The organism is Planctomycetota bacterium, assembly GCA_039182125.1.
Lineage (GTDB): Bacteria > Planctomycetota > Phycisphaerae > Tepidisphaerales > Tepidisphaeraceae > JBCDCH01.
The window spans coordinates 46065-60495 of record JBCDCH010000007.1 but is presented as its reverse complement, the minus strand read 5'-3'; the positions used below and the strand labels follow the sequence as shown (position 1 = coordinate 60495).

Here is a 14431-nt window from a genome sequence, read left to right as displayed (position 1 = left end):
ACACCCCATGTCTCACCCCACCTACGACTTTGCCGGCAAGCACGTCCTGATCACCGGCGGCTCGCGCGGCATCGGTGCCACGATCGTCCGCCACTTCACCAAGGCGGGCGCGACCGTCTTGTTCAACTACGGCCGCAGCGCCGACGAGGCCAACGCGCTCGCCGCCGAAACCGGCGCCCATGCGGTGCAAGCCGATCTGGCGACTCAAGCCGGCGTCGAGGCCGTTGCCGCGGCGGTCGGCGAGAAGTTCGGCGGCAAGCTGGACGTGTTGGTCAACAACGCGGGCGTCTTCCTTCCGACCCCGCTCGGGCAGGCCGACCCTGACGTCGTCCGGCGTCAGAACGCCATCAACGTCGAGGCCGTCATCGGCCTGACTCACGCGCTGGCTCCGCACATTCCCGACGGCGGGCGGATCATCAACTTCGGCAGCGTGCTCGGTGATGCCGTGCCGTTCCCCGGCATCTCGGAGTATTCGGCAACCAAGGCGTACGTGCAGACGGTCTCGCGCGGCTGGGCCCGCGACCTCGGCTCCCGCAACATCACCGTCAACACCGTTCAGCCCGGCCCGATTGACACCGAGATGAACCCCGACTCCTCGGAGAACCCTGCCGCGTCCGGCCAGATCGCTAAGACCGCCCTGGCCCGCTACGGCAAGCCCGACGAAATCGCCCCGGCCGTGCTGTTCCTCGCCAGCGACGCCGCGAGCTATATCACGGGCGCGGTGCTGAACATCGACGGCGGCTTCAACGCGTGAGCCGATCGTGCAACCCTGATCTGTATTGCCGAGGCGCTGCGTAGCGCCTCGGCTTTTCTCTTGTGCGGCAAGCCGGCGTTCTCATCCCGAACCAATGTCGTAAGCTACGCGGGGCAATCTTGATCGCGGCGCGGCGTTCTCGTCTCGCCGGGGTGACGTTCTGGCATTTCGATGGGGGCTTCCAGTGACGCCGAGTGAGTCTGAGTTTCGAGACCTGTTCTGGCAAGCACGCCGACACTTGGCCGGTAAACGATCGAGGCCGGCGGCCGAGACGTTCAATCGCGCGTTGGCGATTGCCGAGAAGGCCGGATTGGCGATTCAGTCGGCGATCGCCAAGGCCGGTTTAACCGCCGCTTCGGGCGACTTCGCCGCTGCCCTTCGTGAACTTGATCCGGTCCGCGATGGCAATGTGTCTGTGCCGCGAGCACTCGGTCTGGCACTGGCCGGCACCATTGGCATTCGTCAAGGCGACGCCCGTGCCGCTCTTTCGGCATCCAGCGAAGCCTTTGATACACCCGGACTCGATGCCGTGGACAAGTCGGCGTGTTTGCGTCTGCGTGGTGTCGCTAAGACGGAACTCGATCCGCCGGAGGTGGATGGTGCGATCAGCGATTTCATGGCGGTATTGGAGATGTCCGACGCTCCGGCCGAGCAGCGGGCCGATGCGCTGATCAGCCGCGGTGTCGCCAAGACGAAACTCGATCCGCCGGACCTAAATGGTGCGATCAGCGATTGGACGGCGGTGTTGGAGATGTCCGGCGCTCTGGCCGAGCAGCGGGCCATAGCTCTACGCAACTGCGGTCTCGGCAAAACGAAACTCGACCCGCCGGACTTAAATGGTGCGATCAGTGACTACGACGGGGTGTTGGAGATGCCCGACGCTCCGGCCGAGCAGCGAGCTTTGGCTCACTGGGATCTTGGGTTGTTACGCGATGACGCGGAGTCATTTCAGCATGCGGCGTCACTGTTCCGTGAGATTGGACAAACACGGAACGCATCCCTCATGGAATCACTGGCCCGCACGGCCAACATGCGGTCCAGTGAGCGGAGGGCCGAAGACGCTGCTCAGCTTGCGCAATCCGGGCCAACGAGTTCGACGTTGGAAACGGCGATTCTCCAGAAGATTGAGGGCGCGGAGGGTACGCAGTATGAGCGATATGCGGACCGTGACGTCGATGACTATCTGGAGCGTGACCATTTCGCGACGCTGCGCGGTTGGAGTTCGACGTCGCCGATTCTCGGTGACGACGAAGACTGTCTCGGCGGAGGCTACTTCTTCCGCTGGTGTGGGCGGGGGATTGTGCTCGATCCCGGCCATCACTTTCTGCGGAACTTTCACGAGGCCGGCTATCAGGCGCGGCTGATCCACGCAGTGGTCGTCAGCCACAACCACGGCGACCACAACCAGGACCTCAAGCCACTCGATGACCTGATGTACGAGATGCGTCGGGCGACTGGAAAGGATCCGGGCGAAACCTATAGCTACACGCTCGCTTGGGACGCGGATACGAGAGACACGAAGCCGTTCGAAAGCACGGTCGAATCAAGAAAAGAGATCGCGCTCGACCTCGACCGTGAGGAACAGGGCAGCGATCCCACGGTTCGACTGCGCGTCCCCCACGAGGTCGACGCGAAAGTACGCCCGTGGAAGGTGGATCATGGTTCGGACGTACCAAGGGCGACCGGGCTGCGCGTTACGTTGTTGGATGACGAAGACAAGCCAGCGTGTGTCGTCGGGTACACGGCCGATACGGCGTTCTTCCCTGAGCTTGGCGAGGAGAAACGCCTCGGTGGCTGCGACCTGTTGATCGCCCACATCAGTCAGCCGGACAAACGTGAGTTCATTGATTCGGATTTCCCCAAGCCGTCGCACCTTGGCTACAACGGCGTTGTCAAGCTGCTCCAACTGCCGGGGATCAACCCGAAGCTGACGATCCTCGGGGAGTTCTGGCCGGGCATCGTCGACCTGCGGCTCGACCTCGCCAAGGCTTTGCGTGAACGCACGGGCAACCCGCGGATTTTGCCGTCGTCGATCGGCATGCGGCTGGACCTGCCGACGCTGCGCGTGCATTGCACCAAATGCGATAAGCCGACGCCCTGTGAGCAGATCACCGTTGCACCGGCCGCGTCTTCACTCGGCCCGTTGAGCTATATCTGCAACGCTTGCCGGTTGTAGAGGTGGCTTTTACACCCGCGTTTGTTCGAGCTTGGCCAGCACGTCCTCGACTTCGATCGACTTGATCGCGTCGGGGTCGCCGGGGTGGGGCTTGGTTCTTTGGAGCGGGTAGGGGGCGTCGGGGAATCGGCCGGTGCGGGGTTGGACGACGCGGTGGCGGTGGCCGAAGGGGGCGACGCGGTCGGGGTCGGCGGGGCCGAAGAGGGTGACCGGCGGCGTGCCGACGGCGGCGGCGAGGTGGGCGATGCCCGAGTCGGTGCCGACGTATCGGCCGCAGCGTTGGAGTAGCGCTGCGGTGTGGCCGAGCGGGCCGGTGACGCGCGTGATCTTCGGGCGTGCGTCGGTGTGGGCGAGGATCTCGTCGGCGACGCCGCATTCATCCGGCCCTTCGAACAGCACGACCGGCCTTTGGAGCGCGTCGACCAACGCCGCGAATTTGGCGACGGGCCAACGCTTGGCCTTGGCGAGCACGGTGTTGCCGCAACCGGCGTGGACGATCGTCGGCCGCGCGTCGGCGAGGTCGCCGAGCAGTTCGATCGCCGCGGCGTCTTGCGCTTCGGTGACATCCCACCGCGGAGCGATCGTGTCGTCCGGCTCGATGCCGAGCGGGCGGAGCAGGGCGTTGTTGTTCGCCACGTCATGCGCGTCGGGGATCGGGTCGATTTTGGTTCCGCCGAGTAGCCCCAGCGCGGCGAACCGGCCGACCGGATAGCGGTGCGTAATGATCGTCTTCGGCCGACCAGCGCGGGCCATGAGCGGGTACTGCCAGCGGTTGCTCGGGAACGGCACGATGCACACGTCGGCCCCGATGCCGCGAAACGCCTTGATCGTTGCAAAGGCGTGCTTCGGCTTGATCGAGACGTGATGCAATCCGGCCACGCCCGGTAGCCCGTCGAACACGTCAAGCATCGGCCGCAAGCGCGACACGATGTGGATCACCGATTCGGGAAACGCTTCGCCCAGTTGCCGCACCATCGGCTGGGCCATGAGCGCGTTGCCGATGCCGGCCATGACGGGGATCAGGAATGTGCGTCGGTCGGCCGTCACAGTCCGGGCACTCGCGTCGGCCAGGCACCGGGGTCGGGGGCGTCGGTTCGGGTGAGCGACTTGCCATCCTCGTCGCGGTAGAGGATCCAGCCGCGCGAATCTCGGCCGACTTTTTCGCCGGTGAGTTGTTCCTGTTGTTCGCGGGTCAGGCGGAAATGCCAAACACGCCAGGGGCTGTCGGGCTCACGGTAGATGTACCAGTTCGCGCCGAGTTCACGGACGTGCCGGGTCAGGCGCGCGCTGCGGCCGGACTTCGTGTCTTTTCGACCCACGCGGATCACGTTCGCATCGGTGAGCAACACCGCGGCCCGCAAGCCGTAGGCGCTCTCGCGAGTCCGGCCGAGGTTGGAGTAGCGCACGGTGATCGCCACGTCGCGGTCGGCGACGTCGGCGTCATGGAGCATCTTGCAGGCGGCGATCAGGTCCTTGTGCTCGCCGTTCTCGAAGCGGTCGTAGTACGCCTCGCCGCTGCGCGCGATGGCGACATCGACGGCGTAAAGCACGCCGTTGTTGCCGAGGATGGCAAGGACAAACGCGGCGGCAAGGACACGGCCCGGCCAGCGGAACTTGCCGACGGTGACATGCCGCAGGCCGACGAGCACGCCGAGGATGATCAGCGGTGCGGCGGGGACGAGGTAGCGGTTGTTGACCTGCGGCCAGGCTAAGATGAACGCGGCACAGTACAGCGCAACGCCAAGCCAGAGCCACTGCTTGCGGTAGAGCCCGACACCGAGCGTGACCAGCAGGAGGCTGATCGTGAGCCAACCTGTGGCATGGGCGAGGATGTTGATCTGCGGGACCGACGCACCAAAGCGCATCGGGTGCCAGAGCAGCCACGCGAACCACTGTCCCGACCGGCCGGCGCGGTAGAGCTGTTCCTGCGCGACGGTGATGTTCTCGTCGTGTGCGGCGAGGATGTTGGTGTGGACCTGCGTGCCGGCGACGGTTTCGGCGTCGAGGATTTCGACTTCAGGATCGTCGGCCGCGGCTATCTCGGTTTCGTCCGAGCCGGCGTCGATACCGCCGGCGTCGACGACCTGTTGGGCCTGCTCGTCGGTGAGGGTGCGGAGTTCGCGGCTGATCTTGAACGTCCCGGCCATGACCACGCCGCAGAGCAACACGCCACCGACCGATCGAAGCCACGTGCCGTTTGGCAGTCCGCGACGCAACCCCATCGCGAACGCCCCGCCGATGAGCATGAAGTGGAACAGCCCCGCATCGCGGACGATCACCGCCAGTGCCGCCAGCACGCAAGCGCCGATCACGCCGAGCCAGCGACTGCTTCCCTCGCCGACACGCAGGGCGACAAGCACCGCCGACGTGCCGAGCAGCATGTACAGCGGTTCGGAGTGGAGTAGGAACGTGAGTTGATAGAGCGGGTGCAACAGCGCGGCCAGGCACGTCGCGATCGCGGCCAGCGCCGGCGGGGCCAGACGCGTGCCGATCTGGAAAAACATCGCCAGCGCTCCGACCATCATCACGATCTGGGCGGCCTTGAGAAACGCGAACGTCGGCGAGATCTTCATCAGCCCCGCGAGCAACAACGGCCAGCCCGGGGGCGACAGGGCGTAGGGCGCGCCGTTGAACATGTAGCCGTCGCCCTGGGCAATGTTGCGGGCGACGGCGGTGTAGACCTCGGAGTCCCCGCCGGGTGACCAGTAGGGGTTGTGCAGCAGGGCGAAGAGGATCGTGCAAAAGGCGATGGTGAACAGGAGCCACGGCCACGTCCGAGGCCCGGGTGTGGTGGCCGGCTCGATCTCGGCATCAGCGGTGGTTGGGATCTCACGCCGCACCGGTTCCGCCGAGCGTGTCGAGTCGTCGCCGCCCCGAGCGTTGACCGAGCTGTCCAAAGTCGCGCCGTCCATACCCACCCTTGAAAAAGTTGCTCACGAAGTCGGCTTGCGCGCGGCAAGACAGAAAACACTCTTGCTACGGAACCCGCCGGTCCAGCCGCGACCTTTCACCATGTCATGCACCGCGTGTACGAACCGCGGGTAGCGCCACGGCAGAAGCTCGGGCTCGGTCTTGTCCACATGATCCGTCGTCATCGTGCCCGGTTGGCCCCATTGTTCGAGTAGCGGCTTCACGTCCGCTTCCGGCTCGAAGTGTTCGCTGACGAAGTCGAGTAGCGCCGTCGCCGCTTCACGCTTCAGGTTGAACTTCCCGTCGAGCGATAGGTCGAACGTCAGCACCAACGCTCCGCCGGGTTTGAGCACGCGGCGAAACTCCGTGAGGATCGTGTCGTACCGGTCGGTGTGCTCGAGAACGCTGACGCACATGACCACATCAAGCGAGTCGCCTTCGAGCGGCAGGTCTTGAAGCATCGCCGGCTTGAACGAGACGCGCTCGTTGCCACGGGCCTCGTTGATCGCCGCGAACATCGGGATGTAGCTCTCGTCGTTGTCGACCGCGAGGACTTCGGCACCGTCGAGGTTGTCGATGAGCATGTACGGCAGGTACGTCACGCCGCTGCCGGCGTCGAGGATCTTCAGGTCCGTTCGCCCGATCGACTCGGCATACTCCATCACGCGACTGCCGGCGAAAGGGTACTCCCAACGCCGCGACCACATCTTGAAAGGGTGTTGGCCCCAGTAGTCGCCGTAGTCCTTGAGCGCGGGGCCGTGTTTGTCGAGAAACGCCTGGTTGGAGGCGGTGTGGGCGTCGTAGAGCGGCGAGCGCTGAAGCTCGGCGAGGCCGTCGAGGGTCGGGATGCCGGTTGCGAGGTGCATGAGAAAAAGAGGTGCGGTCCTGCCGCGCGCCCATGACACGCCCACGGGCTGGCGAAGTCAAACTTTAGCCGAGGTGAGGCCGTTACTCCTCGCGGCGTACCGGACGGGCGAGATACCACTCGGTTTCGCCGACGGTCAGATCGAGCCACTGTACCGGCTCGGTGGCCACGATCGGCGCGTCACGTTGGCTGTTGTCGAGAAGGCGGGTGAGTCGCCGGTCGGTTTCGCGATACGCGCTGGCGGGGAACACGCACCAATCGGGCTCGATATCGGAGAAGATCGCAAGGGCCTGCTTGTCGCCGCCGGTGCCGTAGAACTGCGGGTCACCGATGACGGTCCGCCGGGCGAAATACGAAAGCACGCGCGGTCCGGGAGCAATGACGATGTCGTCGGGGTCGGTGTGCGCGGCGACAACACCGGCCGCTTCGATCATGGGTAAGTACTTTCCTTCGGCGTAGTTGTTCAAGAAGTCGGGTTGGCGTTGTTCCCAGATCAGATTCACGATCGACGCCGCGTTGGTCAGCGGTACCAACAGGATCACCAGGCACATCGCGAAGCCGGCGAAGTTCGGCGGAAGTTTCCGCTCCCACTTTCGCCCGCCCGGACTCCGCAGCCAGCGGTCGGTCCAGTGCCACACCTGCTGGGCGAACAGCACCCATCCGAGCCAGAGGACCGGCAGGATCATGAGGTAGTACCGCGGTGCCGCGCTAAGCACGACCGTCGTTCCGATCAGCAGCCAGGCGGTGACCCCCCAAAGCGGAACACGCCGGGTGACCATGACCAGCCCCACGAGCAACGGCGCGGCCCAGATCAGGCCAAAGGGGCTCATCGGTTCGCCGAAGAATCCGTGCGGCAGTTGCCGACCGAATACGTGCATGACGTTGCCGAGGATTCCGCCGTCGAGCTCGCCGACCGCTTCGACGGCCCGCATCTCGTATCCTCCGTTGAGCACGTTGAAGCCGGTGAACCTCGGATCGAGGATGATCAGCGACACCCCGACGATCGCGACCAGCGCCACCACGCTCGCATGGATGAGACGGTTCGGGCCGGCGATCGCCTTCCATGTACTCACGATCAGCCACGCGCCGGCGAGTACCCAAAACGTCGGCCGCATCGAAGCCGCGAAAGCCAGTCCGAGTACCAGCAACACGCCGCCGGTGACGCGTTGACCGGGTCGTTGGAACCTCTCCCAACCCCACCACGCGGCAACAACGCCCAGCAAGAACGGCACGTCGGTAAGAATCTCCTGCGTGTGCAGCAGGAGTTCACCGTTGAGCGCCATCCCGAACGTCACACACGCCGCGACCCATGGCTCGAAGTTGGTACGGATCAGCTTGTACGTCAGCACAAGCACGCCGATGGCCATCAGATTGATTAGCAGCACGGGCGGCAGATCTGCCTCGCCGAAGATGGACTGGACGCCCGCGAGCGACATCGGCAGGCCCGGAAACACGTGCGTCTCGGGCAGCATTCCGTGCCGGTATGTTCCGGTCTCGACGATCGACCGGGCGACGACGCGATAAAGCGCGGTGTCGGAACCGATTCGCCATTGCCCGTTGAATGCCGCCAGCCAGATCGGTAGCAGCACCAGCGTCGCAACGATCATGTGGCGTGGGAGCCAGTCGGTGAAATCGCTGCCGGGTGTTCGTTCGGCTGCGCCGGGATCGGTGGGGGTGTCGTTGTCTCGGGGTTCTGTCGGCGGATGTTCCGGCTGCTCGCTTATGCCGCTCTTGTCCCGATTGCTGCTTGGAGTTTCGACCGGAGAACCCACCGGGACGTCGGCTCGGACGTCCTTGAGGGCGGTGAAGTCGGGTTGTCGCGCAGCGTGTTGCACCACTTGCACTCGCATTGTCCGTCCCTTGGCTCGGAATCAACCCCGACCGATGTTTTCCTGACACGATCGTCCCGGTGATGATCGCCTTTGCTGCCCAACGCATCGCGTGACCCGACCGGACCGGCGGTCACGAAATCACCCGTTACTTCCCGACCATTGACGGTAAGCGGGCAATGGCTGTCCCGGTCGCGCGCTTTGACGTGCAGCGGACAACCACAGCCGGCCGCCGTCGTCGACCGCGGGGTGAGGCGCTCCCAAACCGGCACGCCGCAGTAGAAGACGCCACCACGTGCCGAACGTAACGGACACTTTTCACAAACCGCGAGCTTCTCGGCAAATCGCGGATCGCCATGGCCACGCCATTGACGCCAACGGGCGCGCATGTGCAGGTAAGCCGCCTTCGCGAGCATGTCGGAGTTATCGGACTACCGCCGTGTTCGTCGCCATCCCGTTTGGGTCTTGCCGTTCCGGCGGTGAACTTTTCTCCTAACCTCGGGGTGTGCTCCCAAACACCGCCGTCATCGGGGCCGGCCTCGCCGGATTGACCTTCGCCAACCGCTTCGTGGCCCACGGCGGCAGTGTCAGTGTCTTCGACAAGGGGCGCGGCCCGGGCGGACGCACCAGCCAACGCCGCGTCGATGTCGACCATGACGGCGACGTGAGCCTGCGTCGTTTCCACCACGGGGCACAGTACTTCACCGCGTCCTCGAACGCTTTCGCCCAAGCATTGGAAATCTGGCAGGAGCGTGGCTTGGTTGCGCCCTACATCGGCAAGGTCGCCCGCATTCGCAACGGCGAAGTCGTCGACGCACCCGAGCGCCGTCGGTACGTCGGCACGCCCGGCATGAACGAGCCGGCCAAGTATCTCGCCACCAACATCGACGTTCGCACCCGTCGCAAGCTCATCAAGCTCGAACGCCGTGCCGGTGAGAAGAGCGATCGCTGGTACCTGCATTTCGAGAACGGGCGTTGCGTCGGCGGCTTCGATCTGGTCGTCTTCACCAGCCCGCCGGTGCAGACCGTCGAGCTACTCGAGGACCACCCGATCGCCGCGCCGGTGGTGGAAAAGCTCGGCGAGGTTCACCTTCGGCCGCAATGGGCGGGGATGTTCGCCTACGCCGGCGAACCGGACGTCCCGTTCGATGCCGCCATGGTCGAAACCCACCCGATCGCGGGCTGGCTCATGGCCACCCCCGGCCGTCGTGATGCGTGGACGTTGCTCGCGAGTCACGAATGGTCCGAGGCCAACCTCGAACGCGACAAAGCCGACGTCGCCAACGATCTCGCCGCTGCCGCCAAGGACCTGCTCGGGCTTAATCCGATCTACAAGGCCGCGCACCGCTGGCGATACAGCCGTTGCGACAAACCGTTGGGCGAGCCGTTCGTGTTCGACGAAGCCGCCGGCCTCGCCGCCTGCGGCGACTGGTGCCTCGGCGACAAAGCCGAACACGCCCACCTCAGCGGTCGAGCACTAGCCGACCACGTGGACGGTCAGCCGGCGCTTTGAGGATGCCCGCCGTCTCCTCGTCCCCGAACAGCGAATCCGGACCATTGGCGAACAGTCCGCGGAAACCTGCGGCAGGCGGCAAGCTCGTTCCGAAGTTGCGGACCAGTGCGATCGCATCGAACAGGTCGACATCCCCGTCATAGTCCAGATCGCCATCGCTGTAGAGCGGATCGTCAGTCCGCCCAAAGTTCCGCTGAAGCGTGATTGCATCGAACAGATCGACATCGAGATCTCCGTCGAGATCGGCAGCCTGGAAGGTGAAGTTGAGTACCGCCGGCTCGTCGGCCACGCCGGTGAGCGTCGCCAGGTAACGACCAGACGGCAGGGGAGCGTTGCCCCCGTTGGGGGCATAGGTAAATCGGATCGAGTTGCCGCGGACGGTCGCAACGAAGTTGTTGGCGTCAAGGGGATTGCCCGCCATGTTGACGATCGAAAGCGATGCCGCGTCGGCCGTGATCGGCTGGTCGAACTCGAAGTTCAATACCGCTGACTGCTCCGCGTCGAAGTTGCTTTGTACGAGTTGCGGTGCTTGGCCGAGTTCCACGGCGAATGTGGCGAACTTGCCATCGATCCTGCCCGCCACCGCCACGCGCCCTCCACCGACCGGCAACAAACGAATGCCGCTAATGTTGGTGCCGGTCTCAAGTTCCTCGACAACGCCGGTTGCGTCGATCCGAACCAGAACCGACTGGTCGTCGCCGGTGGAGCGGTTGACCAACACGAGCAGTTCGCCCGGTGCCTCGCTCGCATCATCGAAGAGAACCGCGTCCCTCAGGCTATCGGAGGCGTCGGACGTGGTTACGACGAGCGTGCCGTTGGTACCGTAGCTTGGATCGAGGTCACCGGAGGTGTCGAACTTCGACACGATGATCTGTTTATCGAACGTTGCCGTGTCGGTGCCATTGCCGACGGCGTAGATGCCCGAACTGTCGGCGAGTAACCGTGCGATGCCCTCGTCGTCGCTACCCGGCTGATCGAGCAAGAGCACTCCACTGTCGCCGAAACTGGCGAAATCGCCGGTCGGCGTGAGTTTGATGACGATTCGTGCCCGTGTTCCGCCGTCGAGGTTGACCCGACCGCCGAGTAGTACGTTCCCGTGGTCCAGTGCGAGCACTTCGGTGAACACGGGATTGCTGCCGGGCAATGCGAGCACGGTGGGGCCGAGAAGAACCGTTCCATCCGCCCCGATTCGTGCGACATATGCGCGACTCGGATTCCCGTCGACGCTGGTGTCGCGACCGGTTCCGACCGCGAAAATACTACCGTCGGAAAGAACATCGAGTCGAATCAAGTTCGGAATGACAAGATCGGTCGACAAGCTGACCGTGCCGTCGGTGCCGAACGACGGGTCGGGGGTCCCATCGGCGAGGAAGCGGGACACGACCGGGATATCGGTGGATTGGCCGTCAGGTGTGAACGGGCCGCGCGACTGGCCGCCGGTGACGACCCGATTCAACGCATCGACTTCGATATCGAAGAACGTGGGCACAGACCCGGTACCTGCGCTGAGTGTCAGGCCATCGCCGTCGAAAGTCGTATCGGGCAATCCGGTGTCGGTGAACCGGGCGACAGGGGCGGTACCGAACGCGTTGATGAAGCTCCCCGTCAGGACCGGACGTCCGTTGGAATCGACAGCCGCGCCGAGGACCGAGGACGTTTGCACGCCATCGAAGAACGTGATCGGGTCGGCGTCAACACCGCCGACCGGCGAGACCTCGCCGGTGATGAGTCCGGAAACAAACGTGTCGAACTTCGGGTAGGCCGACGTGGCAAAGTGCGCTTGCCCCACGTCGTCGAGGAAGAACAGGACACGGGACAGCGGGACGCGTGTTTCATCCACGATGGTCACGAGCCCGGCATCGCCGAAGTTAACAGTGTCGATTCCGCCGAACGCGTTGACCCGAACCATGAGCGACGTTGACTCGAGCTGGTTGTCGGGAATCCGCAGGCCACCGAGGAGCACCCCATCTCCCGGCGTGATGGCGATGTCAGTCACATCGAGCCCTTCGAACAGCACGACCCCGTCACCGGAAAAGTTCGGGTCGGGCGTGCCATTCATCAGCAGTCGCACCACGACCGTGTCGTCCCGCGCCGGGTCGGCGAAGAAACCGTCGTCCCGATTGTCGCCGGCGACGACGATCGACGTCTGCCCGGTGAAATCGACGTCGACGATTTCGATCTGTTCGAGGATGAAGTCCGGCGTGCCGAACTCATAGATTCCCGAACTTGCGAAGGTCGTATCGAGCGTGCCGTCGGTGTTGAAACGTCGCACCTGACCCATGTCGTCGGTCGATTGGATGAAGGTGCGTTTCTCGCCGGCGACGAGAATCTTCCCGTCATCCTGAACTGCCGCGTCGAACGACTGAAAGCGCGCCGAGTCGATCACATCGGCAACGACGTAGCCGTCATCGCCGAAGTCGGTGTCGACGGTCCCGTCGGCATTAATCTTGGCAAGCCCGTTATAGGTGACCAGCAAGAACCCACCGTCGGACAGGGGTTCGACGTCCTGGTTCTGTCCGGTCAGTTCGGAGTCCGGATCGAAGAACGGCCCCAGGAGCGTCCCGTCAGCGGCGAGCCGAACCAACGCCGGCTGGCTGTCGTCGTTGCTCGCGCTCGGCATGGCGATGAACGTGCCGTCTGCTTGCGGAAGTACTTTACCGAAGGGCAGAAGGTCATAGCGCTGCTCGCCGCCGGTGCCGAAGTTCAGGTTTGGCGAACCGTCAGCAAGGCGGCGCAGCACGATCCCCTCGCCGATGGAACTGTTGAGCCGCCCGGTGATGAGCGTTCCGCCGTCGGGCAGCGGCGTCAGCCCTGTGACGCTGATGTCATTAGGCGCGAATGCCTGAATCGTGCCCACGCCATCCGGGACGTCCGGATCACCCTGACCCCAATCCAGGTCAAGCGTCGCGGCGGAGAGGAGCTTGCGCGCCTCGAGCGTCTCACATCGTGCGACCCGGTCGGCCGCCTTCTTCAGTTGTTGCATCGTTCTTGACCCTTGAAATGAAAACCGCCGACCAACAGATCGCCGGACAAATCGACGGTAATCGCTGCCCAGTCTCTGGCAAGAGGGATCGACACCGTTGGCGCCATGTTGGTCACGTTGTCGCAGCGGTTATGCTGATCGGGATGTCCGTTCGGCCCAACGTTCTTTGGCTTATGTGCGATCAGTTGCGTGGGCAGGTGCTGGGTGATGATCCGAACGCGGTGACGCCGAATCTGGGTCGGTTGGCTCAGCGTGGGCGAACATTTACCTCGTGCTTTACGCACTATCCGATCTGCACGCCGGCGCGAGGGGGGATCGTGACCGGGATGCACGCACATGCCAACGGGTGTCGGGTGCAGGGTGATTTGTTGCCGCCGTGGAACCGGACGATCGCGCACCACTTCAACGACGCCGGGTATCGCACGGGTTGGGTGGGCAAATGGCATCTGGGCAGCGTGTCGGGCGTGGACGGTTGGCAAGCCGGGGCGGACTACTGGGTGCATCCGCACCTGCGGGGCGGCTTCGCCGACTGGATCGGCTTCGAGGCGTCCAACCACTACTACCGAACGCGCTACAGCGTCGGCGACGAAATGTGGCCGCCACGCGAGCTGCACGGTTTCCAAACCGACGCCCTGACCGACCTGTTCCTCGAACACCTGCGGACCCTCGGCGACGAGCCGTGGTTCCAGGTGCTGAGTCTCGAGGCCCCGCACCCCGGCATGGATGAACACGGCGTCTACCGCCACCCCGCGCCGCTGCTGTGGGAGGCTATGTTTGACCCGGATGCGTTGGAGCTGCGTGGCAACGTCCCGCCCGAGACCGAGCCGGCGGCGCGCAAGATGCTCGCGGGTTACTACGCCCAGATCGCGAACCTCGACCACAACATCGGCCGGGTGCTCGACGCGATCGACGACGACACGATCGTCGTGTTCTTCAGCGACCACGGCGAGATGGGCGGCAGCCATGGCCGGTTCGAGAAGTCGTGCGTGTATGACGAAGCGTTGCGGGTGCCGTTGATCATTCGCGCTCCCGGCCTTACGCCCGGACCGCGGACCGAGTTGGCGAGCCTCCTCGACGTCGTCCCGACCACCTGCGGGCTTGCCGGCGTCGACTGCCCCGAGGTTCACGGCATCGACCTCAACGCCGACACGCGCGACCACGTCCTGGTCCAATGGCTCGGCAAAGCGCTGGTCGGCATCGGCGACTTCGAGTTCCGCGCCATCCGCACCGCCACGCACACCTACGCCCAGAGCAACGTCCCCGAGCACCGCGCGCTCTTCGACAACGTCGCCGACCCGCTGCAGTTGAAGAACCGATACGGTGAGTCGACCGAGTTGGCCGAGCACCTGCGCGAAGCGTGTGCGGCGGTGGGCGACAGTTGGGGTTGAAATGCCGGACGAC

10 protein-coding genes are annotated in these 14431 nt (G+C 64.5%); 4 read left to right on the top strand and 6 right to left on the bottom strand.

Annotation, left to right across the window (positions count from 1 at the left end; translation table 11 throughout):
* Window positions 1–7 precede the first annotated feature (7 nt).
* Both AAGD32_03190 and AAGD32_03185 read left to right on the top strand, forming a co-directional pair.
* Window positions 8–754, top strand: a complete 747-nt coding sequence (locus AAGD32_03190; protein MEM8873242.1) for an SDR family oxidoreductase — start codon at window positions 8–10, stop codon at window positions 752–754.
* Window positions 755–992: 238 nt separating this feature from the next.
* Window positions 993–2930 carry an MBL fold metallo-hydrolase gene (locus tag AAGD32_03185; GenBank protein ID MEM8873241.1) on the top strand — a complete coding sequence of 646 codons (1938 nt, stop codon included), beginning with the start codon at window positions 993–995 and terminating at the stop codon, window positions 2928–2930.
* Between the two features lie 9 nt (window positions 2931–2939).
* On the opposite strand, the gene AAGD32_03180 is transcribed toward AAGD32_03185, so the two are convergent.
* The 4 genes from AAGD32_03180 to AAGD32_03165 form a co-directional block, all read right to left on the bottom strand.
* Window positions 2940–3977 carry a glycosyltransferase family 9 protein gene (locus AAGD32_03180; protein ID MEM8873240.1) on the bottom strand — a complete coding sequence of 346 codons (1038 nt, stop codon included), beginning with the start codon at window positions 3975–3977 and terminating at the stop codon, window positions 2940–2942.
* A complete protein-coding gene (locus AAGD32_03175; GenBank protein MEM8873239.1) occupies window positions 3974–5842 on the bottom strand; it encodes a hypothetical protein in 1869 nt (622 codons plus the stop codon). The genes AAGD32_03180 and AAGD32_03175 overlap by 4 nt, the downstream gene beginning before the upstream one ends.
* 21 nt (window positions 5843–5863) lie before the next feature.
* Complete coding sequence (locus AAGD32_03170; GenBank protein ID MEM8873238.1) at window positions 5864–6706, bottom strand: class I SAM-dependent methyltransferase; 843 nt, start codon at window positions 6704–6706, stop codon at window positions 5864–5866.
* An 82-nt stretch (window positions 6707–6788) separates the two neighbouring features.
* Window positions 6789–8540, bottom strand: coding sequence for a hypothetical protein (locus AAGD32_03165; GenBank protein MEM8873237.1), 1752 nt, complete (start codon window positions 8538–8540; stop codon window positions 6789–6791).
* A 499-nt stretch (window positions 8541–9039) separates the two neighbouring features.
* On the opposite strand from AAGD32_03165, the gene AAGD32_03160 reads away from it, so the two are divergent.
* Window positions 9040–10047, top strand: a complete 1008-nt coding sequence (locus AAGD32_03160) for an NAD(P)-binding protein (protein ID MEM8873236.1) — start codon at window positions 9040–9042, stop codon at window positions 10045–10047.
* Here AAGD32_03160 and AAGD32_03155 read toward each other — a convergent pair.
* Window positions 9998–13030 carry a hypothetical protein gene (locus AAGD32_03155; protein MEM8873235.1) on the bottom strand — a complete coding sequence of 1011 codons (3033 nt, stop codon included), beginning with the start codon at window positions 13028–13030 and terminating at the stop codon, window positions 9998–10000. The genes AAGD32_03160 and AAGD32_03155 overlap by 50 nt on opposite strands.
* The gene (locus AAGD32_03150) at window positions 13018–13314 is read right to left on the bottom strand and encodes a hypothetical protein (GenBank protein ID MEM8873234.1); all 297 of its coding nucleotides are present in this window, start codon (window positions 13312–13314) and stop codon (window positions 13018–13020) included. Before AAGD32_03150 ends, AAGD32_03155 begins: the two co-directional genes overlap by 13 nt.
* Here AAGD32_03150 and AAGD32_03145 point away from each other — a divergent pair.
* On the top strand, window positions 13204–14418 hold the full coding sequence (locus AAGD32_03145) for a sulfatase-like hydrolase/transferase (GenBank protein MEM8873233.1): 1215 nt from the start codon (window positions 13204–13206) through the stop codon (window positions 14416–14418). The two genes, AAGD32_03150 and AAGD32_03145, sit on opposite strands and share 111 nt — an antisense overlap.
* The last annotated feature ends 13 nt before the right edge of the window (window positions 14419–14431 follow it).

Bases quoted from the DNA above. Each gene is read 5' to 3' on its own strand.
- AAGD32_03170 (MEM8873238.1), bottom strand. From the start codon at position 6,706: ATGCACCTCGCAACCGGCATCCCGACCCTCGACGGCCTCGCCGAGCTT.
- AAGD32_03175 (MEM8873239.1), bottom strand. From the start codon at position 5,842: ATGGACGGCGCGACTTTGGACAGCTCGGTCAACGCTCGGGGCGGCGAC.
- AAGD32_03145 (MEM8873233.1), top strand. From the start codon at position 13,204: ATGTGCGATCAGTTGCGTGGGCAGGTGCTGGGTGATGATCCGAACGCG.
- AAGD32_03190 (MEM8873242.1), top strand. From the start codon at position 8: ATGTCTCACCCCACCTACGACTTTGCCGGCAAGCACGTCCTGATCACC.
- AAGD32_03155 (MEM8873235.1), bottom strand. From the start codon at position 13,030: ATGCAACAACTGAAGAAGGCGGCCGACCGGGTCGCACGATGTGAGACG.